Here is a 20236-nt window from a genome sequence, read left to right as displayed (position 1 = left end):
CTATGGAAAAAGAATATACAAAGGATTACCCGATCCCCTTTCACAATGATGTTTTCTTCAAATACATGCTGATTGGGGACGATGCAGGCTCTGCATTGCTGAGAAGCAGAATCATCGAAGAAATTTACGGACTGAAGGTCCATGAAACGAAGGTCCTGAACCCGGAGCTGCTGCCGGAAGCTTTTTTTGGCAAACGTGCGGTTTTGGATGTCGTGCTGGAGGATGAAGCCGGCCATTTTTACGATCTGGAAATGCAGGTATCCGGCTATACACAAAAGGAACAGCTGCGCTTTCAGCAGTATGGCTACCGTCTGGTCGGAAGACAGCTGAAGCAGGGAGATGAATATACCGCGCTGAAGCCGTTTTATCAGATTATCTTTATGAATGATAAGCCCAGGGATGGCGGACGCATGATACGTCACTACAAGGTAAAGGATGAGGATAATCAGGAGGAGCCCAACGGTACACTGAATCGTGCCATCGTGTTTTTACCAATGATTAAACAGCGTGTAAAAGAGGTTGGAGGAGTGGGTAATCTGACAGAGTTTGAAACTTTCTGCTATGTGCTTGCATATAATCCGGATGATGCTATACTAAACATGAAGAGAAGGATGGTGAATGTGGTTATGGAAAAATATAATGAAATGCGCGAGGACGGCTCATTATTCAGCTGGGCGGAATCGGTGGAGTTTGCGGAGCAGGCTGTACAGGCTAATTTGGAGGAACGAACTGCAGAAGCTGAGAAACTAGGTTTGGAAAAAGGTCTCGAAAAAGGAAAAAGAACAATGTTAAAAGCACTGCTTATCCAAAAGTACGGTATTGATGATGATTGGGTGGATACCTTGAGCAAACAGCAGTTGGATGACGTTGTTATTCAAATTCTGGATTGTGCTACATATGATGCCTTAAAAGAGAAAATGGAAAAGAATAAATCAGAATAGAAATAGAAGGATGCAGAATTCCATTGATATTAAAATTCTGCATTCTTTTTTATGATTAAGATCTACGTTGCATTATCTATATATAAATATTGGAGTAAATAATGAAATTCAATAAAAATAGGACATTTTCATATGCTGCGGCACGCTGGTTGCTAACAAATAGGGTGAACGGTACCAACCGTAGAAAAATGAAAAACGGAGAACAATGAGAAGGGCTGTGCATTTTGGAGCCGGCAGTATCGGACGAGGGTTTGTTTATTGAGAACGCCTGCTTGCATTCTGGTATGAGGTAGTCTTCGCAGATGCGAATGAAGATCTGATGAATAGGATCGATGAGGAGCAGGAATATGAACTGCAGCTGGTCGATCATGATTTGCAGTCGCTGTATATTGATCATGTCCGTGTGCTATCAACGCCGGGAGATAAAGAGAAGCTACAGTGGGAACTTGCGCATTATGATTTCATTACCACCTCTGTCTGGATAAACAATCTGCCTAAAATAGCACGATCGCTTTGCATCTTCAAAACAAAACGTTAAGAGGAAGATGCAGTCATCTTTATCAAAGCACTGGAAGCATTTCTTGAAGTATAGCATATTCCCTGGCGAACAGAACTAAATCAGAAGTGTCCAGCAGTTTATAATTAGACCTATGTATGTTAGCTGCCGCAAGCCTACTTAAAAGTTGTTTTTTCCTTTGAAGTATGATATCTTGTTCATGGTGATACCTCATGTTGATATTAATTGCTCCGGCAAAACGTATGCGTCCGACAATTGATTTTATGGATCACAAACGCATGCCCTGCTTCCTGTCGGAAAGTGAACGGCTTGTTACATATCTGAAAACAAAGAAGCAGGAGGAATTAAAAGCCATGCTGAACTGCAGCGATGCCATTGCCGAATGGACATACAACAGCTATCAGCACATGGATGTGAATGTCTCCTGTGTGCCGGCACTGCTCAGCTTTGACGGTATACAATACAGCTATATGGCACCGGATCTTTTTTCAGATGAATACTTCGTTTATGCAGAACGGCATATTCGCATTTTATCCGGCTTATATGGTATTCTGGAGCCCTTTGACGGCGTCGTACCCTATCGTCTTGAACTGGACAGTCCCTTTCGTACACCCTTTTGCACAAGCCTATATGATTTCTGGGGAAGCAAGCCCTATCAACGGCTGATTGAAGAGGATAAGCAGATTCTGGATTTATCCAGCAAGCAGTACGGCAGGCTCATAAAACGGCACTTGGATCCGGATGTACACTTTGTCAGCGTCTACTTTCTGGAAGAAGAAGAGGGCAGGCGCAGAGAAAAGGGTGTTTATGTGAAAATGGCAAGAGGTGAAATGGTGCGCTGGCTGGCTGAACAGAATATTCAGCAGTTTGATGATGTAAAGCGCTTCTGCAGACTGGGCTATCGTTTTGATGCTACGGTCTCAGATGATAAGCAGTATCACTTTGTGCGCAAAGCGGACTGGAAACGAAGCAAATACAAAGCTGTTTAAGAATGACGGTGTTTTAAACGGGAATTGAACAGAAATTGATACATTACGCAAGGCCCTGACACCGGTGTGCTTGGAATCAGCTTTTAAAAAAGGAGATTACAATGAAAATACAAACAGAAATATGCTGTGGCAGCTACGATGATGCACTGCGGGCAGAGCAGGGTGGTGCTCTCCGTATTGAATTAAACAGTGCTTTACATATGGGAGGATTGACACCGAGTGTCAGCTCTTTAAAGCTGGTTAAACAGCATACGCAGCTAAGCGTCATGGCAATGGTTCGCCCTCGTGGAGGAGGCTTCTGTTATGAGAGTGCAGACTTTGTACAGCTATTGGACGAAGCTAAAGAAATGCTGGAAAATGGAGCGGATGGTATTGTATTCGGCTGTCTGCATGCGGATGGAACTATAGACGAGCAGCAGAGTGCCCGGCTGGTTGCAATGGCTCATGCAGCAGGGAAAACAGCGGTATTCCATCGGGCCTTTGATTGTACACCGGATCCGTTCGCTGCGATAGAAACGCTGATTGCACTTGGCGTAGACCGCATCCTGACAAGTGGACAGCAACCCAAAGTCATGCAGGCGCTAACGCTGTTGAGGAAGCTGCAAAACATTTATGGCTCCCGCATTGAGCTGCTGGCAGGAAGTGGGCTGCATGCTGATAACGTACAGCAGTTTCTGGTGGAAACTGGAATTTATCAGGTTCATTCCTCCTGCAAGGATTGGAAAAAGTATGTGACTACGATTGGTGAAACAGTAAGCTTCTCCTATGCACCGCAGCCGCATGCATCCGACTACGAGGTTGTAAGCGCGCAAAGGGTGCGTGCATTTCTTGCGGCAGTGAAGAGTGTGAAATAATAAGCGTTCGCTTTATAAATGAAAAACGATGACCATAGAGTGGATGTCGATTGCATATCCTACTTTGTAGGATGAAGGGAACATCAGCTATGAGAACAGTCAGGTTGACCGTAACAAAGAGTGCATGCCACAGCGGGTATTGTAAACAGGGGACAGCTTTGTTGTGAAGGACTTATATCCTCTCTATGTCATGAATTCTGGAATTCAATATATCCAAGTGTTTATGCATGATGGAATGCTGTATCGCTGGATTATGGAGCACAGGGGCAACGCAGTTTCATGCAAAATGCCCGGATCGCGGCAGAGTATGTATCCATGGAGAGCTCATGGAAGAAAATCGGACAGAATAGAAATGAGTTTTTGTCTGCTTAGGGATAACAGTAAAATGAAACATGAACTTGATCGATGAAAAGACAGGTATTGGATTTACGTTTGCACACCTGGCTTTTTTATATACAGAGCAGTCATTTAGGTGTGTTAAGATTTTTCCTGATATGAAAAGGCTTTCTTATAATACACAGGATCCTTTTTCACCAGACTGAGTATTTTCTTTTTTAGAATATCCTTTGAATGCATCCTCTTTTTGAGTAAGCGTTTGGAAATAATGCAGCTTTTTTTGAATTATGTGCATTATGCATAGTCGCACAACAGGCTGATAAGCGGCTTGCAATCGTGTGTTTTTATGTTATCTTGTTCGCTACTCTTGAAATTTCCATATAATAAGGGTAAACTTATCACATGAAGTTTTTGTCAAGGCAGGGATTGTGAATGTTTGGATATGTAGTTGTCAATAAACCAGAGCTAAAAATAAAAGATTTTGATACCTATCAGTCCTTTTACTGCGGTTTATGCAAAGCACTCCATAAGGATTTCGGACGCAGAGGACAGCTGACCTTAAATTTTGATCTCACCTTTCTGGCGATTTTGCTTACGGCATTGTATGAGCCGGAGGATCAGCTCGTCAGGGAGCGATGCGTCGTTCATCCGATGCACCGGCATGTAAAGCGGGAGAATGCTTATCTTCGCTATGCTGCGGATATGACGATTATTCTGACCTATCTGAAGTGTGAGGATGACTGGAAGGATGAGCATCGGCTGCAGGCCAGAAGCATGCTATCGCTTTTAAAGCGTCCGATGAAGCGTATGGAAGAAGCCTATCCCCATAAGATACAGGCAATCCGTGAGGCTTTGCAAAAGACAGCGGAGCTGGAGAAGGCGCAAAGCCGTGATCTGGACAGGCTTTCCTCCTTAAGCGGTGTGATGATGGCGGAAATCGTTACCTACCGGCATGATGAATGGTATGATACACTATATCGTCTGGGAGATTATCTGGGAAGGTTCATCTACATCATGGATGCCTATGATGATGTGGAAGACGATCGAAGGAAGGGACAGTTCAATCCGTTTCTTGAAAAAAGCGGGCAAACGGATTTTGATGAACGTGTCAAGGTCATTCTGGAGCTGATGATTTCCAACAGCGCCGATGCATTTGAAGCACTGCCGATTCTGCGGCATGCGGATATACTGCGTAATATCCTGTATGCGGGAGTCTGGACGAAATATGAAATGGTAAGAAAGAAAAGAACAGGTGAAAAAGATGGATGATCCGTTTAAGATATTAGGGGTGTCAAGGGATGCCAGTGAGGATGAAATCAAGCGTGCTTATCGCCAGCTTGCGAAGAAATATCATCCCGATGTAAACAAGGAACCCTACGCTGAAGAGAAATTCAAGCAGATACAGAATGCTTATCAGCAGGCACTGGATTATAAAAAGAACGGGGGAGCATTCGGACAGAATTTCAACGGCTACCAGCAGAATACCTATCAGCAGTCATTTTCCAATGATTACCAGGCAGCTGTCAGCTATATAAACATGGGGCGTTTTCAGGAGGCGATTCAGGTGCTGAACAGCATTCAGAATCGGGATGCATCCTGGTATTATCTGTATGCCATCAGCAATTATAGTATCGGGAACCAGATTGCGGCGATGGAGGCGGCAGAGCGAGCATGTCAAATGGATCCGTCCAATCAGCAATACCGTCAGCTATATGCACAGATGCAGTCCGGAAGAACCCGCTATCAGAGTATGCAGAGTCCCTTTGGCGGTGGAGGATCAAATTTCTGCTGTCAGCTGATCTTATGCAATATGTGTCTTGGCGGGGGATGCTGTCCGGGAATCTACCTGTGCAGATAAAGTCGCATGGTTTGCGGCGTTAGCCTATGTACGCAGAAAGGTAATCAAAACAAATAGAGGAAGAGGTATGCAGAAATTGCGGTGCCCGGCTATTCATAAAGGAGATGCCCTGCGACAGAACAGGCGCTTGCCCGTGTACGAAATAGAAAAGCAAAGGATCGATTTCATCAGGTTCGTAAAGATGAAATTGATCCTTTTTGTCTCAAATGCATTGCGTGCCTACTGTATCGCACGTAAGAACGCAGGCTGTATGTTTTTTACCTCTCCTCAGCCTGACGAAAGGCACCGTTGTGCGTTTCCTTTGCTCTGTACAAAGCCTCATCGGCAGCCTTGATCAGCTCCATATAATTATCATTGGGGCAGGCGATAATAGCACCGGAGGATAAGGTGATTGCGGGCATATTTCGTTTCTGGGCTTCCTTCGCCAGTGACAGATTGATATCCTCCATGATTTTTTCCGCTACACAGTAGTCACGCGTATTGGATACGAAGATGGCGAACTCATCTCCATGGAGTCGTGAAGCATAATCGACCGTACGGATTCGACCGACAATCATCTGTGCCGTCAGACGGATAACCTCATCACCGACGGAATGCCCATATTGATCATTGACAGATTTGAAATGATCGCCGTCAATCATAATCAGGATTCCATTCTCATCCTCCTCCATTCCCTGTATGTGATGCTTAACTGTACTGCGGAAGGATTTCATATTCATCATACCGGTCAGCTCATCGATGGCTGCAGCCTTCTGGGCAGCCTGTAATGCAATTTCCAAACGCTTCTGTGTCTGACCCAGCTCCACATAGGCCCCCTTTAATTCACGGTTTTTCAGCTCTCTGCTGATCTGGCTCAGCACATAAATCAATATGATTTCCAGTATGAGCAGAGGAATCAGCCAGATTTGCAGGGTTGCGGACAGCATGGAATATACGGGTACGAGAATAAGATAATCAAACTCGTTTCCCTGCTGGATCAGTCCGAAGTATTTCTGATTCTGATAATCAACCAGCTGCATACCGTTATCCTTCAGAAGCGAGTTGAAGTCGGTGGAAAAGCTGTTTTGAAAATCATAGAAGGCCTGTGCATAGGAAGCCTCATCCTCCAGCTTCTTTCGATCCTCCTTTGAAATTGAGGAATCGGCCTGCTTCAGCTTGTTGTTTGCCTCTGTCAGCTGTTCTCTGTTTTCCTCAGTGCTCTGCATTAGGTTTCCGCCGAGATAATCCTCCTCGCTGCTGCCAATGATGGTGCCTTTTTTATCAAAAATGATCAGCTGCTCCTTATCATATGCCTGTAAAGAGGCGATAAGCTTCTGTATGTTTCCCATTTTTATATCATAGGCAAACACGGTTTTCTGATCCGGCTGCATCTGTGAAATGGTGGATAGAATATAATGATTGGCAAAGCTCATATACGGCGGAGTGAACACGATTTCACCCTTCGCATCCACTGCATTGCGGTACCACGGACGTGTTGTGGCATCATATCCGCTTTTTTCATATTGCTCATAGGGCGTATCCCAGCTGTATAAATAGGAGTTCCTATAATACATATACAGGCCGTCAAAGGTATCACCCTCAATAGCCTGCAGCTGCTTATCCAGCTTTTTCAGATACTTCCAGATGACTGCCGGCTTTGGCTCTGCTTCCACCTCCCTTTCAAGCATGGTAGTGAACAGCTGAAAGGAATGCCGGTAATCATCCATAACACTTTGTACTTCCTCCTGTGACTGCAAAGCATGCGCATTCATATCCGCTTGGATTTGCCGGTAGGCATGATTGCCTATGATGATGCAGGCGGCAAGGTTGATAATCAGAAAGCCTGCGACATACCACAGCTGATGCTTTTTAAATAAACTGCGTTTCATATGGAACCTCCTCATTGGTTTCACCATAAAAGTTGAGTTTTAAGAAATATCTGTTATGTTCATTTTATCACAAAAAGGCGTAGTGCACATAAGAAAAGAAAATTCAGTATGCATTCTTTTAAATTGCTGAAAAGAATGCCTGTAATATCAACAAATGAAAGAATATTTCATATCGTATTTTATTAGCTGGCGGCTTTCAGGGCGGCTGGGCAAGGGTGGTGGATGATGCATTTGAAAGAGCTTGTCTGTGGAAAATCATCACCGAGGGGAAAATAGTGGTGGAAATATGTTTGCGTTTGTGAAAAACTGCACGATAAGCATTGACAAAGTAAGGAATTAGAGTATGATATATATGGATATTAACCAAGGGTAACATTTAGAAAGTTGGTAGTTGATTATGACGACATTGGATAACATTAAACCCGGACAGGGTGGCATTATACGGGCAGTTGGCGGACAGGGGGCGCTGCGCAGACGGCTGCTGGATATGGGATTGACGCCGCGCACGAACGTGCATGTAAACAAGGTGGCGCCAATGGGTGATCCCATGGAGCTGAATCTGAGAGGCTATGTTCTGACGCTGCGTCTGGAGGATGCCGCAAAGATTGAGGTAGATGCGGAGGGGGCGAAATGAAGGATGTCCTAATCGCACTGGCCGGTAATCAGAATTGCGGCAAGACGACACTCTTCAACCGACTGACCGGCAGCAACCAGCATGTGGGGAATTTTCCCGGAGTAACCGTGGAAAAGAAAATGGGGCAGATCAAATCGTTTAAGGAAGCTGCCTTGGTCGACCTGCCGGGAATTTATTCCCTGTCTCCTTATACGAGTGAAGAGGTGGTGACAAGGGATTTCATTTTAAAGGATGATCCGGATTTGATCATCAATATCGTGGATGCTACGAATATTGAACGAAACCTCTATCTGTCTTTGCAGCTGATGGAGCTGCAGAAGCCGATGGTGATTGCGCTGAATATGATGGACGAGGTGACGGCGAGTGGAAACAGCATTGATGTGCATACGCTGAGTGAGCATCTGCGCTGTCCGATCGTGCCTATCTCCGCAAGCAAAAATGAGGGGATCGATGAGCTGATCCGTGTGGTGAAAAAGCAGATTCGGGATGGAAAACAGGCAGTAAATCTGGACTTCTGCAAGGGAGAGGTTCACCGTGCCATTCATTCCATAGCCCATATTATAGAGGATCATGCGAAACAGGCAAAGGTTCCCATGCGTTTTGCCTCTACCAAGCTGGTGGAGGGAGATGAACCAATGCAAAGGGAGCTGAAGCTGCATCAGGATGATATCGATATTATAGAAAAAATCGTAAAAAGCATGGAGGATGCCTTACAGACAGACCGTGAGGCTGCACTGGCAGATATGCGCTATTCCTATATAGAGGAGCTGGTGGCTGACTGTGTTGTGAAACGGCATGCATCCTCAGCACAGGTGCGCAGCGAGAAAATTGACGGGCTGCTGACCCATAAATATCTTGGCATACCGATTTTTATTCTGATCATGCTGTGCATTTTCTATCTGACCTTCGGTCCGATTGGCGGCACTATGCAGACGCTGCTGGAGGATGGGATTGCCGTAGCATGTGATCAAATGGCTAACCTGCTGGCGTCCTTGCAGGTCAGTGACTGGCTGCAGGCGCTGATCATAGACGGTATCTGCAACGGTGTGGGAAGCGTACTGTCCTTTCTTCCTGTGATCGTAACGCTGTTTTTCTTCCTGTCTTTGCTGGAGGACAGCGGGTATATGGCCCGGGTGGCGTTTGTTATGGATAAGCTGCTGCGTAAAATCGGTTTGTCGGGCAGAAGCTTTGTGCCAATGCTGATTGGCTTTGGCTGCAGTGTGCCCGCTATCATGTCCGCCCGTACACTGAGCAGTGAGCGTGACCGGAAAATGACTATCGTTGTCACTCCGTTTATGTCCTGCAGTGCCAAGCTGCCAATTTACGGTATGATAACTGCTGCATTTTTTCCTGAGCATACTGCATTGATCCTGATCAGTGTATATCTGATTGGTATCCTTGTGGCGATCCTGTCTGCACTGTTGCTGAAAAGCACAATGTTTAAGGGAGACAGCGTGCCCTTTGTAATGGAGCTGCCTTCCTATCGTATACCGAGTGCAAAAAGTGTAGTGCTGCATATGTGGGAGAAGGCTAAGGATTTTCTGCGCAAGGCATTCACGATCATCTTTGTGGCCAGCATCGTTATCTGGTTTTTACAGAGCTATGATTTTTCCTTCACTGCAGTTGCGGATTCCGCAGATTCCATGCTTGCCAGCATCGGCACCTGGATTTCTCATATTTTTGCACCGCTGGGATTTGAGGACTGGAGAGCAAGTACCGCGCTTGTAACCGGAATCACGGCAAAGGAAAGTGTTGTTTCCACGCTGAGTGTACTGACCCAGACAAACAGCGATGCCGGTTTGAGTGCTGCTTTGCAGACAATTTTCACTCCGGTTTCCGCCTTTGCATATCTGTGCTTCACGGTATTGTATATGCCATGCATTGCCGCCTTCGCCGCAACAAGAAGAGAACTGGGATCCATCAGGCAGGCGCTGGGAGCTGTCGGCTACCAGACGCTGGTTGCCTATCTTGTCGCATTCCTTGTCTTTCAGATCGGAAGTATGTTCTTCTGATTGGACAAAACCTGTATTCCTGCATATACTAAAGGTGAACAGGATGTGAGAATATGAATATTGCAGATGTTATCGTAATAGCGGTACTGCTTGCCATACTTGCGGTGATCGTTTATGCTACCAGACCGAAAAAAGGGAAGGACTCCGGCTGCGGCTCCTGTCACAGTGACTGCTCCAGCTGCTCTGCCTTTTCCAGCCTGTATGAAGATTATAAGAAGGATCAGGAGCAGGAATAATATATGAGCTGTCTTGTATGCTGTCCTGAATAAATATGGGATATGCGGAAATACAATAAGGTGTGCGGATGCTTTGCCAACAGCTTATGGCTTCGCTGAGGTTGCACCTGCTGTTCCTGTGTTTGGAATTGAATAATAAAAAGCAGGTAATTTTAAAAAGGCCTGGTCTTCGGTTGTTTATGGATAAGGAATTCACATTTCTATTGTCATTTATAGTAATGTGAATTCTTTTTTTGACTTATCGTTAAATAGGGGAAGAAATATCAAAAGGTACTGACATCTGAAATTTTAACTTTCGTATGTAAATTCCTTCATGATAACGGTGTCTTGTGTGGTATAGTATAGCTGTAAGGAAAGCAGGTGTAGAACATGATTTTACCATACAGAGATAAGCAGCCGCTCATAGAAGAAAGCGCCTATGTATCCAGCAATGCGACCGTGATCGGTGATGTGACGCTGGAGAAGGGAAGCTCCATCTGGTTTCACAGCGTGGTGCGCGGCGATAAGGATCATATTCATATCGGCGAGGACAGCAATATACAGGATAATTGCACGCTGCATACGGATCCAAAGCATTTGCTGCAAATAGGGAAACGGGTGACCGTGGGCCATAATGCGGTGCTGCACGGTTGTATGATTGAGGATGAGGTGCTGATCGGCATGGGAGCTATTGTGTTAAACGGTGCACATATCGGCAGACACAGTATCATCGGTGCAGGGGCTCTTGTAAAGGAAGGACAGCAGATTCCGGAAAACAGTCTGGCTGTGGGCAGTCCTGCCCGGATCATACGCAAATGCAGTGAGGAGCAGGTAAAGGAAATTCTGGAGAATGCCGCGCATTATGCACAGCTAGGCAGTGAATACAAAGAAATAGATGTTTAAAATCACGTATAAATGAAACACTCCTTCCCATACTAATGGTGACAAAGGAGTGAGAATATGTTTGAACACAAGAAAAAGTTATTACATCCTGTAAAGGTAGAGCGTCCCAATCCGCAATACGCTGTCCTGATGCAGGAACAGCTGGGAGGCTGCAACGGTGAGGTCAAGGCAGCGATGCAGTATCTGTCACAAAGCTTTCGCGCAAAGGACCCGGTCTTCAAGGATTTGTTTCTGGATATCGGTACCGAAGAGCTGAGCCACATGGAAATGGTGGCAGAAACCATCAATCTGTTAAATGGTGGTGATGTGGACTATAAGAAGGTGGATGCCGGTGAGATTGAAACAATGGTTACCTTCGGTCTGAATCCTGCCCTGGTAAATTCCAGCGGAAATCCATGGACTGCTGACTATGTGACCGTGACAGGTGATCTGGCAGCCGATCTGCTTGCGGATATCGCAAGTGAACAGCGTGCCAAGGTGGTATATGAGTATTTGTATCGTCAGATTGATGATAAATATGTCAAGGAAACCATCATGTTCCTGCTGGAGCGTGAGGAAGCTCACAATGCACTGTTCTGTGAAGCACTAAATAAAATTACAGATGACGGCAGCAATAAGAGCTTCGGTATGAGTGAAGACAGTCGCTTGTATTTTGACTTATCCAAGCCGGGACGTTACTTTGATGATCCGGATCCAAAGGCACCGAAAATGGCAAATGCCAAGGATTCCAAAAGCACCAAAAGCAAATCAAAAAAGAAATAAGACATGCAACAGCCAAAGGGGAACCTGCGGCTTTTTCTTTTGGAGATACTGTTCGAATTTCGAATAAGAAAAGGAATGCGAATTTACTCAGCATTCCTTTTTCTTTCTATTTAAGTTCGTTCTTTTTCAGCTTTTCTTTTAAATCATCATATGTATCACATTTCAGGATAAGGATGACTGCGTCATCTATCTGCTGATCGGATAAGGAATTCACCCAGTTATCGTCAATTTCGTACTTATGGATGATCTGTGTTTGTAACAATGTCCTTTTTCCTTTTTCAAGACCTTTTTCAAGACCTTTTTCAAGCCCCAGCTTTTCAGCTTCTGCAGTTCGCTCCTCCAAATTGGCCTGTACTGCCTGCTCCGCAAACTCCACCGATTCCGCCCAGCTGAACAATGATACGTCCTCACGCATTTCATTATATTTTTCCATAACCACGTTCACCATCCTTCTCTTCATGTTTAGTATAGCATCATCCGGATTATATGCAAGCACATAGCAGAAAGTTTCAAACTCTGTCAGATTTTCCACGCCTCCAACCTCCTTTACACGCTGTTTGATCATCGGTAGAAACACGATGGCTCGATTCAGTGTACCGTTGGGCTCCTCCTGATTATCCTCATCCTTTACCTTGTAGTGGCGTATCATGCGTCCGCCATCCCTGGGCTTATCATTCATAAAGATAATCTGATAAAACGGCTTCAGCTCTGTATATTCGTCTCCCTGCTTCAGCTGTCTTCCGACCAGGCGGTAGCCATACTGCTGAAAACGCAGCTGTTCCTTCTGCGTATAGCCGGATACCTGCATTTCCAGATCGTAAAAATGGCCGGCTTCATCCTCCAGCACGACATCCAAAACCGCACGTTTGCCAAAAAAAGCTTCCGGCAGCAGCTCCGGGTTCAGGACCTTCGTTTCATGGACCTTCAGTCCGTAAATTTCTTCGATGATTCTGCTTCTCAGCAATGCAGAGCCTGCATCGTCCCCAATCAGCATGTATTTGAAGAAAACATCATTGTGAAAGGGGATCGGGTAATCCTTTGCATATTCTTTTTCCATAGGTAGTATCCTCCTTTTTTTCCTATATACTCTTATATACGTATGAAACATACGAAACTCCTAAATTTTTTATTTTTTTTACAAATTTCCATGTTATCCTCTACATGGGGAATCTGTGCATAGTGGCCTTACAGTCCCATCCATCTGTAGTGAAAGCAAATCGCATGGTCCAATCACTGGATGACAGCTTACACAAAGTTTCATTTCTTTCAGAAAATGCCTCCAAACTGTTTCTTTTTTTGTATAAGTATGGGATAATAAAGAGCATAAAAGCGTCATAGTGTCTTTTCCTTTTGAAAAGGAATATACTATAGCAGATAAGGAGGTTTGTCGCATGAAAGCATATGCAGCAGGAAAATTGTTCTGGAATACGTTCAAATGCGAAAGCGTCCTGCTCCGTGAACGATGTTGTAATCGTCAAGTTCATAGAGAATATCAACTGTAAAAGGAGGACATGAAAGATGAAGGAAACAGTAAAGCTGATTGGAAACACCCCTTTGTACCATATAGAGGATACCAATATTTATGTAAAGCTGGAAAAATATAACATCGGTGGCAGCATCAAGGACCGCACAGTGCTGGGGATGCTGGACGCTGCCATGAATAAGGGAGAAATCAGACAGGATACGGTACTGGTTGAAGCCACCAGTGGTAACACCGGTGTCGCACTTGCTATGCTTGGTGCCGTTTACCATATCCCGGTCATTATCATTATGCCGGAAACAATGAGTATGGAACGCCGTCAGCTGGTAAAGGCCTACGGTGCAACACTTGTGCTGACACCGGGGGAAAAGGGAATGCAGGGAGCCATGGATGAAATGGAAAGGCTGATGAAGGAGAACACAAACTATCGTTCACTTTCCCAGTTCGACAATCCCGATAATCCAAATGCGCATTATGAGACAACCGGAAAAGAGATTCTGGATCAGCTGCAGGATGTGGATATCTTTGTTGCCTGCATCGGAACCGGTGGTACCTTCAGCGGGGTGGCAAAGCGGCTGAAGGAATACAATCCCGCGATTTTATGCATGGCTGGAGAGCCGGAAAAGAGTGCGGTTTTAAGTGGACGACAGGCTGGTCCGCACAAAATACAGGGTATTGGGGCAAATTTTGTTCCTGCTAATTTTGATCGGGAGCTGGCGGATGATATTCTGCTGATATCCGATCGTGAGGCTGTTTTTGAGACAGTGCGCTTCGCTAAGGAAACCGGAATTCTGGTCGGTATCAGCTCCGGTGCCAACATTGCTTTAGCAAAACGTTTATCTTTACGCTATCCCGGAAAAAAGATCGTTACGGTAGCACCGGACGGTGGAGAAAAATACCTCTCCATACTGGATTTTGACTGATATGTTTCGGGTGTTGAAGGATATCAATCACAACCTCAACCGCTCCCTGCAAAACGATCCGGCAGCGCATTCCAAGCTGGAAATTCTGTTGTTGTATCCGCATATCCGTGCACTGGCCTTTCATCGGGTTTCTCATTTCCTGTACAAGCATCATCTGTTTTTTCTGGCAAGGCTGAATTCCAACATCGCCAGGCATTGGACAGGGATAGAAATTCATCCGGGGGCAACGATTGGCAGAGGTCTGCTGATTGATCATGGAATGGGGGTTGTCATCGGAGAGACTGCCGTCATCGGAGATGACTGTCAGCTGTATCACGGTGTAACGCTGGGGGGGACGGGTAAACAGCATGCCAAACGGCACCCTACGCTGGGAGATCGGGTGATGATTGGAGCGGGGGCAAAATGTCTTGGCAACATCACGATTCATGATGATGCCAAGGTCGGAGCCAACGCGGTTGTGATCAGTGATGTGCCGGCAGGCTCCACCTTCATCGGGCTGGCTGCCAAAGATAAACGGGAAAAGCACTGTATTTTTTATTAAACGTAAGAAGGCTGCGGAAGCTGCAGGACGATTCCGCGTCTTTTTTTACAGCCTGTCCATACCGGTATCCTTCTCAATCATTTTTGCTGTCAATATGGAAGGGTAAGTATTATCATTCACTAATCTTATGGTAGAAATTGTTTAATTAAGGGTAAAAACAGTAACGTATGGCAGTAACCTCATGAAGAACGTAGTACCTTTTTGGTATTCTTGAGGATTCATTATGCCTCGGTGAATCGCAACGGGCGGATGGTAAGGATTTCATTATTTTACATGGGACTCTTGCGCAATGGGGGAGTATGCTATAAAATATCTCTGTGCACTGTACATAAACGTATACGTTTGTGTACAGCTCTTTTTTTTGTGCAATCAAGCGTAAAATACCTGTTTTTTACATGCTTTTTCAGGAATATAGCGGTATTTCAAATCGTATACCATATGAAATATCCGTGCAGGAAAGAAGGGATGAGGAAATGAAGCTGGTTTTCGTTGTGCTGCTTTGTCTTGTCGCGGTCATTCTGCAGCCGCTGAAAGGCATGTAGTATAAAGAAAGCATGCGCCATCTGTATGCTTTCTTCAGCTCCTTCAGTTTGAAAATCAAAATATGTTGACGCCTATCTTTAGGTATGGTATATTATATCTGTAATAGATATATCGAAAATGGATATATCTATTATGGAGGTTAAGAATATGTCAAAAAGCAATACGATGGAGAGTGAGCAGCTGACGGATGCGATGTATTACATTCTGCTGTCGCTGATGAACGAGCGCCATGGCTATGCAATCATGAAATATATCGAAGAGCTCAGCAATCAAAGCATCACCATGGGGCCGGGAACCCTGTATACACTGCTGAAGAAGCTGTGCCGTGCGGAATGGATTTTGCAGACCTCAGTTGATGCGGTTCGGACAAAGAAATATCAGATTACCGATACCGGCAGACAGGTGCTGCTGCATGAGGTTGCCCGACGAAAACGCATGGTGGAGGACGGATTGCGAATATTGGAGGAAAACGGATATGAAGGATAGAAAACGCGTGATGTGCGGTGGTCTTGCCTTTTCCGATTGTGAGGATATGGAAATGCTGCATCAGTATGCAAAGGAAGGCTGGGTGTTTGAGAAATTTCGCGGTATGTGCTACATCCTGCAAAAGCAGGAGCCGGTCAACCGCATCTTCAGCTACGATATGCAGAAGCTGAAGGAGGATGAAAAGGAAGCCTACTTTCAGCTGTTTGAAAACAGCGGCTGGCATATCATAAATCCCGAGGGAAAAGATGTTTACTTTTTCTGGGCTGAGGAGGGCTGTGTACCCCTGCACAGTGAGGTGGAAACCAGAATGGAGGGATATCGTTCGACTCTGCATATATTCGCCGGTGCCCTGGTTATCGGCTGTCTCTGTCTGCTGTCCCTGCTGTGGTTCGAAAGCTCTGTGGTGTCGATGATCCTTTTGATGACAGGTTCGATTCTGGGGGCTGTCGGCCTGTTGATGGTGGTCGGTATTATGCTGCGTATGAAGAGAAGACGTCTTCGTATCGTGAATCTTACCTTTCGCAAAGGGGCGTTGCTGTTTGTGTCCGGAGCCGGTATGCTGTTTGCAAGTGGCTTTGACTGGGCTGCGGACATGCATAGTCTGCTGCTGATACTCGGGACAGTCTGTACGATAGAAGGCTTTCTGTGGATGTGCTTTCAATATCGTCAGTTTCGGGATAAAAAAGAAATTCAAATAAAAAAGAAAGACGAGGGTGTATTATGATCGAAGTAAAGAATCTGACAAAGCTGTATGGGAAATTCAAGGCTGTGGATGATGTTTCCCTATGTGCGGCGGATGGTGAGGTGACCATTCTGCTGGGGCCGAACGGGGCAGGTAAATCGACAACTATCAAGAGCATAACCAATCTGCTGCAGTATAAGGGAGATATTAAAATCAACGGTGTTGCCAACAGCTCACTGGATGCGAAAAAGGGCTTTGGCTATATTCCCGAGGCACCGGTGCTCTATGATCTTCTGACCATAGATGAGCATGTGGAATTTATCGGAAAGGCATACCGCTGTGAGAATTACCGTGCGCTTGCAGATGAATATATCACCCTGTTCAAGCTGGAGGATAAACGCAAAAAAGCGGTTCGTGAGCTGTCAAAAGGGATGAAGCAGAAGGTCAGCATGCTGCTGGCACTGATCATTTCGCCAAAGACGCTGCTGGTGGATGAGCCGATGGTGGGATTGGATCCGGCAAGCATTGAAGAAACGCTGCAGCTGTTTGTACGTCTGAAGAAGCAGGGGGTTGCCATTCTGATTTCCACGCATATCATTGATGTAATCGAAGCGATATGGGACAGCGCCTATATTATGGATCACGGAAGAATTGTTGCGCATGTGCGAAAGGAAGAGCTGAAGGATAAAAGTATCAAGGAAATCTTCTTTGCATCTGTGGAAGGTGATGAACATGAGCATACTGTATAAGCTGTATCTGACACGCATGAAGGCGAATATTCGCCATGTATTTTCCCGTAAGGGAAGCGCAATTTTTGCCATACTCATGATGTTACTGTACGGCGGACTGATTGTCATGAGTCTTTCCAAGCCGGAAATCGCATTGTCGATGCAGAATATCACGGATGCCAATATGGCGATCATGATCGGTGTCGGCTTTACTGCGCTGATGGTCGGCGTCATGCTGCTGCAGAAAAAAAAGGCGCTGTTTATGGAGGCGGATGCCTTTTATCTGTTCAGCGGCCCCTTTACCCGTGTACAGACCATGCGCTTTCTCATGCTTCAGAATATTGCTTCCGCCTTTCTGTGCGGGGCAGTTTCCCTGCTTATGGTCATTCTGCTGGGTAGCACGATCGAATTGTCATTTCCGTTTTTGCTGATTGCATTCCTCTGCTTTTCTTTGGTGTATTTTGTCTTTCTGGTTGTATATTATTATGTGTATCTGCTCTCGATTCAAAAGGATAGCTATCGCCATATCCCTGCGGTTGCCGCTTTGCTGTATGTACTGATGGTTGCGGCGGTGTATGGCATGGTCGTCCTGCAGAACGATTTTGCACTGGCAGGAAGTGGAACACTTTTTCTGAATACGGAGCTGTTTTACTTGGTGCCGCTGTTTGGATGGATCAAAATGATACTGGTATCCTATATCGCTTCCTCATGGGGACTTATGCTGCTTGGAATCGGCTTACTTCTGATTTCCTGTATTGCAGCCTATCTTCTGCTATGCAGCTATAAGGGGGACTTTGTGGAACGTGCCATGCAGGATGCACAGGAGTTTACTGCGCTGTATAAGGATGTGCGTGCCGGCAAACGCGATGGGATGAGTGATCGTAAGATTCATGAGGTTAAGGCGAGCTTTCGCAGTGGCGCTATGGCTATCTTTTCCAAAAATGTTCTGCTGCTGCGCAAATCCAATGATTATATCCGCTGGACGGATGTTATGACAATCGGTATTTATCTGGTTATCACACTCATCATGGATATGGGCTTTGGCTTTTTCATGTATATGATGATGTTCTGGCTTTTCACCATTGTCCAGAATTCCGATTTCATGAAGGATATGAACAACTATCAGATTTATCTGATTCCCGATCACCCGCTGAAAAAGCTGCTATGCGTGCTGCTGCCGACCTTTTTGAAGATGCTGCTGCCGATGAGTGCGGCAATTCTTGTGGCGGCTTTGCTGTATCAGACAGATATTGCCAGTGTCCTGCAGTATTTCATCATGCTGCTGGGCTATGCAACGCTGTTTCTGTCAGCGAGCGTGCTGTCTGTACGTATCTTAAAGAGTCGTAACAATGCAATTATGGAGAATATGTTGCGTATGCTGATCATGGTTGCAGCAGCTGCTCCCGGTATCGGGCTGACCATTTTCTTCCTGAGCAGGGGGGAGTTTACACTGGAGCTTCTGCAGCAGCTGACGATGATTTCGCTGGCGATGAACTTCGTTATATCGGTTATCATCGTGCTGGTCTGTGCACCGATGATGAACGGCAGAGAAATCAAAAGCGAGTAAATTTATACAAAACTTATGGAAAGGAAAGGGAAATTTCTTTTCCTTTTCATTTGTTTATGATATAGTATGTTACAGTATTTAAAAGAGGTAATTGTATGTGGAAATATCAATGTAAGAAACATCTTGTGGTTTTACTGGTCAGCTTTGCGGCCGGTGCAGTCCTGTTTGGATTTATGGGCTATCAAAGAGAGTATATCGTTTCTTTGATGCAGCAAAGCATTCCTGCGGAAATGGCAGGAGAGCTTGTAAAAGCAGATTATATGTATTATCTGATCGGCGGTCTGACCATATCCGGTCTTGCCAACGGCGTCATGCTGCTGAGCTATGCCATGCAGCGCTTTAATGTTCCCTTTATCCTCATCATGGTGCTGTTTTTTATGGGCGGCTTCACCATCGTTGAGCTGATTGGTACCGTAACTGTGCTTCCGGCACTTGTTGTCTGCCTGTATGGCATGCTGAGTATTCCCAACAGAGGCAGGCGCAGGGAATTCGCAAAGGAAAATGTGACCAGTGTTGCGGAGGTGGAACGTGTTTACCGCCTGCATCATGCATATCTGAGTGAGTATGAAGCACTTGGCAAAAAGGCCTGGAGCTTTAATCTGAAAATGAACCTGCTGTATTTTACAGGGTTGATTGCGGTTCTGCTTGTGATTCTGTATGTCGAGAATTTCATAGCGGTCTTTGCGGCAATGATGATGTATTCCATTCTGTTTTTTCAGCTCACCAAACGGAAGAACATGTCCATGCAGCCGATTATTTCCCTGCTGTATGATCAATGCAATCCCGAGGCCTGTGCAACGGCGATTTTTGCCTATGCAAAAAAAGGAAAGCGGAAAAAGAACTTTCCGATGCCCCAGCATCTTGCACAATGCATGGTCTATCTGAATGATCCGCATCTGGCAATCGATGTGCTGGCAACCAGTGCGCAGGGTAGAGGAAACTTCATCTTCGCCTATCACTCGCTGATGGCATATGCGTATTACCAGCTGGGTGATCGCAGTATGGTGAAATATCATTACGATGAGTGTGAGAAGGCCGGGGCCAGAGTAAACAACGGACCGATGCAAATGATTAAAACACAGTGTCTGGAGGGAATTCAGAACAAGCTGGATCTGATGGATCAAAACTTCTCCAGCTCCCGCAGCTTTTTTGAAAAAGCGATGCCGACAGCAGGATTTGAATTTCAGCGTGTGGATTTCAAATACTACCTGGGACTGATTGCTTTTGTTGAGAAGGACTTGGAGGAAGCGAAAAGCTGCTTCCGTTATGTATGTGCACACGGTAATAAAATCTATTACGTGGAAAAGGCACAGAGCTTTCTGAAAACGATTGAACAGGCAGAGGCTGCCGTACAGGAATAATATGCAGATGAAAGAGGACGCTTTAGAATCCTCTTT

Annotated in this window: 20 protein-coding genes; 18 read left to right on the top strand and 2 right to left on the bottom strand. The window is 45.4% G+C overall.

The window, feature by feature from the left end:
* Positions 1–2: 2 nt before the first annotated feature.
* The 6 genes from ACESPQ_RS09510 to ACESPQ_RS09485 all read left to right on the top strand — a co-directional run bounded on the left by ACESPQ_RS09510 (position 3) and on the right by ACESPQ_RS09485 (position 5495).
* On the top strand, positions 3–941 hold the full coding sequence (locus ACESPQ_RS09510; protein ID WP_109770686.1) for a PD-(D/E)XK nuclease family transposase: 939 nt from the start codon (positions 3–5) through the stop codon (positions 939–941).
* A 319-nt stretch (positions 942–1260) separates the two neighbouring features.
* A complete protein-coding gene (locus ACESPQ_RS09505; RefSeq protein WP_258291384.1) occupies positions 1261–1479 on the top strand; it encodes a hypothetical protein in 219 nt (72 codons plus the stop codon).
* 191 nt (positions 1480–1670) lie between these two features.
* Positions 1671–2447, top strand: a complete 777-nt coding sequence (yaaA, locus tag ACESPQ_RS09500; protein WP_002610439.1) for a peroxide stress protein YaaA — start codon at positions 1671–1673, stop codon at positions 2445–2447.
* Between the two features lie 101 nt (positions 2448–2548).
* The gene (locus ACESPQ_RS09495) at positions 2549–3301 is read left to right on the top strand and encodes a copper homeostasis protein CutC (protein WP_373144295.1); all 753 of its coding nucleotides are present in this window, start codon (positions 2549–2551) and stop codon (positions 3299–3301) included.
* 768 nt (positions 3302–4069) lie between these two features.
* The gene (locus ACESPQ_RS09490) at positions 4070–4906 is read left to right on the top strand and encodes a DUF5685 family protein (protein ID WP_109770684.1); all 837 of its coding nucleotides are present in this window, start codon (positions 4070–4072) and stop codon (positions 4904–4906) included.
* The gene (locus ACESPQ_RS09485; protein WP_002610447.1) at positions 4899–5495 is read left to right on the top strand and encodes a tetratricopeptide repeat protein; all 597 of its coding nucleotides are present in this window, start codon (positions 4899–4901) and stop codon (positions 5493–5495) included. The genes ACESPQ_RS09490 and ACESPQ_RS09485 overlap by 8 nt, the downstream gene beginning before the upstream one ends.
* 257 nt (positions 5496–5752) lie before the next feature.
* On the opposite strand, the gene ACESPQ_RS09480 is transcribed toward ACESPQ_RS09485, so the two are convergent.
* Positions 5753–7363: a sensor domain-containing diguanylate cyclase gene (locus ACESPQ_RS09480; RefSeq protein WP_109770683.1), complete on the bottom strand. Its 1611-nt coding sequence runs from the start codon at positions 7361–7363 to the stop codon at positions 5753–5755.
* Positions 7364–7760: 397 nt separating this feature from the next.
* Here ACESPQ_RS09480 and ACESPQ_RS09475 point away from each other — a divergent pair, with 397 nt between their 5' ends.
* The 5 genes from ACESPQ_RS09475 (at position 7761) to ACESPQ_RS09455 (ending at position 11889) form a co-directional block, all read left to right on the top strand.
* The gene (locus ACESPQ_RS09475) at positions 7761–7997 is read left to right on the top strand and encodes a FeoA family protein (protein WP_002610450.1); all 237 of its coding nucleotides are present in this window, start codon (positions 7761–7763) and stop codon (positions 7995–7997) included.
* Positions 7994–10009: a ferrous iron transport protein B gene (gene feoB, locus ACESPQ_RS09470; RefSeq protein ID WP_002610452.1), complete on the top strand. Its 2016-nt coding sequence runs from the start codon at positions 7994–7996 to the stop codon at positions 10007–10009. Before ACESPQ_RS09475 ends, feoB begins: the two co-directional genes overlap by 4 nt.
* Before the next feature lie 53 nt (positions 10010–10062).
* Positions 10063–10245, top strand: coding sequence for a FeoB-associated Cys-rich membrane protein (locus tag ACESPQ_RS09465; protein WP_002610454.1), 183 nt, complete (start codon positions 10063–10065; stop codon positions 10243–10245).
* A 369-nt stretch (positions 10246–10614) separates the two neighbouring features.
* On the top strand, positions 10615–11127 hold the full coding sequence (locus ACESPQ_RS09460) for a gamma carbonic anhydrase family protein (RefSeq protein ID WP_002610456.1): 513 nt from the start codon (positions 10615–10617) through the stop codon (positions 11125–11127).
* A gap of 57 nt (positions 11128–11184) precedes the next feature.
* Positions 11185–11889 carry a manganese catalase family protein gene (locus ACESPQ_RS09455; protein ID WP_008817556.1) on the top strand — a complete coding sequence of 235 codons (705 nt, stop codon included), beginning with the start codon at positions 11185–11187 and terminating at the stop codon, positions 11887–11889.
* A 106-nt stretch (positions 11890–11995) separates the two neighbouring features.
* Here ACESPQ_RS09455 and ACESPQ_RS09450 read toward each other — a convergent pair whose 3' ends face one another.
* Positions 11996–12946, bottom strand: coding sequence for a PD-(D/E)XK nuclease family transposase (locus ACESPQ_RS09450; RefSeq protein WP_373144294.1), 951 nt, complete (start codon positions 12944–12946; stop codon positions 11996–11998).
* A gap of 461 nt (positions 12947–13407) precedes the next feature.
* Here ACESPQ_RS09450 and ACESPQ_RS09445 point away from each other — a divergent pair, with 461 nt between their 5' ends.
* The 7 genes from ACESPQ_RS09445 to ACESPQ_RS09415 all read left to right on the top strand — a co-directional run bounded on the left by ACESPQ_RS09445 (position 13408) and on the right by ACESPQ_RS09415 (position 20200).
* Entirely contained in the window at positions 13408–14292 is an 885-nt protein-coding gene (locus tag ACESPQ_RS09445) for a PLP-dependent cysteine synthase family protein (RefSeq protein WP_109770681.1), read from the top strand.
* A 1-nt stretch (position 14293) separates the two neighbouring features.
* Positions 14294–14833: a serine O-acetyltransferase EpsC gene (gene epsC / locus ACESPQ_RS09440; RefSeq protein WP_002610463.1), complete on the top strand. Its 540-nt coding sequence runs from the start codon at positions 14294–14296 to the stop codon at positions 14831–14833.
* Positions 14834–15523: 690 nt separating this feature from the next.
* Complete coding sequence (locus ACESPQ_RS09435; protein ID WP_109770680.1) at positions 15524–15862, top strand: PadR family transcriptional regulator; 339 nt, start codon at positions 15524–15526, stop codon at positions 15860–15862.
* A complete protein-coding gene (locus ACESPQ_RS09430) occupies positions 15852–16586 on the top strand; it encodes a DUF2812 domain-containing protein (protein WP_109770679.1) in 735 nt (244 codons plus the stop codon). The genes ACESPQ_RS09435 and ACESPQ_RS09430 overlap by 11 nt, the downstream gene beginning before the upstream one ends.
* Positions 16583–17293 (top strand): ABC transporter ATP-binding protein, encoded by a 711-nt coding sequence (locus ACESPQ_RS09425; RefSeq protein WP_257327747.1) that lies wholly within the window; start codon positions 16583–16585, stop codon positions 17291–17293. Before ACESPQ_RS09430 ends, ACESPQ_RS09425 begins: the two co-directional genes overlap by 4 nt.
* Positions 17277–18839: a putative ABC exporter domain-containing protein gene (locus ACESPQ_RS09420; RefSeq protein ID WP_038274609.1), complete on the top strand. Its 1563-nt coding sequence runs from the start codon at positions 17277–17279 to the stop codon at positions 18837–18839. Before ACESPQ_RS09425 ends, ACESPQ_RS09420 begins: the two co-directional genes overlap by 17 nt.
* A gap of 95 nt (positions 18840–18934) precedes the next feature.
* A complete protein-coding gene (locus ACESPQ_RS09415; RefSeq protein WP_009270999.1) occupies positions 18935–20200 on the top strand; it encodes a hypothetical protein in 1266 nt (421 codons plus the stop codon).
* The last annotated feature ends 36 nt before the right edge of the window (positions 20201–20236 follow it).

Origin of the sequence: Clostridium sp. HGF2 (genome assembly GCF_964240115.1) — a bacterium.
Classification (GTDB): Bacteria; Bacillota_I; Bacilli_A; order Erysipelotrichales; family Erysipelotrichaceae; genus Clostridium_AQ; species Clostridium_AQ innocuum.
The sequence above is the reverse complement of the archived record's forward strand: the minus strand, read 5'-3'. Positions and strand labels throughout refer to the sequence as shown.

What these genes read in the sequence shown, in the direction of transcription:
- yaaA (WP_002610439.1), top strand. Translation starts at nt 1,671, where the DNA reads ATGTTGATATTAATTGCTCCGGCAAAACGTATGCGTCCGACAATTGAT.
- ACESPQ_RS09490 (WP_109770684.1), top strand. Translation starts at nt 4,070, where the DNA reads ATGTTTGGATATGTAGTTGTCAATAAACCAGAGCTAAAAATAAAAGAT.
- ACESPQ_RS09420 (WP_038274609.1), top strand. Translation starts at nt 17,277, where the DNA reads ATGAGCATACTGTATAAGCTGTATCTGACACGCATGAAGGCGAATATT.
- ACESPQ_RS09425 (WP_257327747.1), top strand. Translation starts at nt 16,583, where the DNA reads ATGATCGAAGTAAAGAATCTGACAAAGCTGTATGGGAAATTCAAGGCT.
- ACESPQ_RS09510 (WP_109770686.1), top strand. Translation starts at nt 3, where the DNA reads ATGGAAAAAGAATATACAAAGGATTACCCGATCCCCTTTCACAATGAT.
- ACESPQ_RS09450 (WP_373144294.1), bottom strand. Translation starts at nt 12,946, where the DNA reads ATGGAAAAAGAATATGCAAAGGATTACCCGATCCCCTTTCACAATGAT.
- ACESPQ_RS09430 (WP_109770679.1), top strand. Translation starts at nt 15,852, where the DNA reads ATGAAGGATAGAAAACGCGTGATGTGCGGTGGTCTTGCCTTTTCCGAT.
- ACESPQ_RS09415 (WP_009270999.1), top strand. Translation starts at nt 18,935, where the DNA reads ATGTGGAAATATCAATGTAAGAAACATCTTGTGGTTTTACTGGTCAGC.
- ACESPQ_RS09475 (WP_002610450.1), top strand. Translation starts at nt 7,761, where the DNA reads ATGACGACATTGGATAACATTAAACCCGGACAGGGTGGCATTATACGG.
- ACESPQ_RS09445 (WP_109770681.1), top strand. Translation starts at nt 13,408, where the DNA reads ATGAAGGAAACAGTAAAGCTGATTGGAAACACCCCTTTGTACCATATA.
- ACESPQ_RS09460 (WP_002610456.1), top strand. Translation starts at nt 10,615, where the DNA reads ATGATTTTACCATACAGAGATAAGCAGCCGCTCATAGAAGAAAGCGCC.
- ACESPQ_RS09485 (WP_002610447.1), top strand. Translation starts at nt 4,899, where the DNA reads ATGGATGATCCGTTTAAGATATTAGGGGTGTCAAGGGATGCCAGTGAG.
- feoB (WP_002610452.1), top strand. Translation starts at nt 7,994, where the DNA reads ATGAAGGATGTCCTAATCGCACTGGCCGGTAATCAGAATTGCGGCAAG.
- epsC (WP_002610463.1), top strand. Translation starts at nt 14,294, where the DNA reads ATGTTTCGGGTGTTGAAGGATATCAATCACAACCTCAACCGCTCCCTG.
- ACESPQ_RS09435 (WP_109770680.1), top strand. Translation starts at nt 15,524, where the DNA reads ATGTCAAAAAGCAATACGATGGAGAGTGAGCAGCTGACGGATGCGATG.
- ACESPQ_RS09495 (WP_373144295.1), top strand. Translation starts at nt 2,549, where the DNA reads ATGAAAATACAAACAGAAATATGCTGTGGCAGCTACGATGATGCACTG.
- ACESPQ_RS09505 (WP_258291384.1), top strand. Translation starts at nt 1,261, where the DNA reads ATGAATAGGATCGATGAGGAGCAGGAATATGAACTGCAGCTGGTCGAT.
- ACESPQ_RS09480 (WP_109770683.1), bottom strand. Translation starts at nt 7,363, where the DNA reads ATGAAACGCAGTTTATTTAAAAAGCATCAGCTGTGGTATGTCGCAGGC.
- ACESPQ_RS09455 (WP_008817556.1), top strand. Translation starts at nt 11,185, where the DNA reads ATGTTTGAACACAAGAAAAAGTTATTACATCCTGTAAAGGTAGAGCGT.
- ACESPQ_RS09465 (WP_002610454.1), top strand. Translation starts at nt 10,063, where the DNA reads ATGAATATTGCAGATGTTATCGTAATAGCGGTACTGCTTGCCATACTT.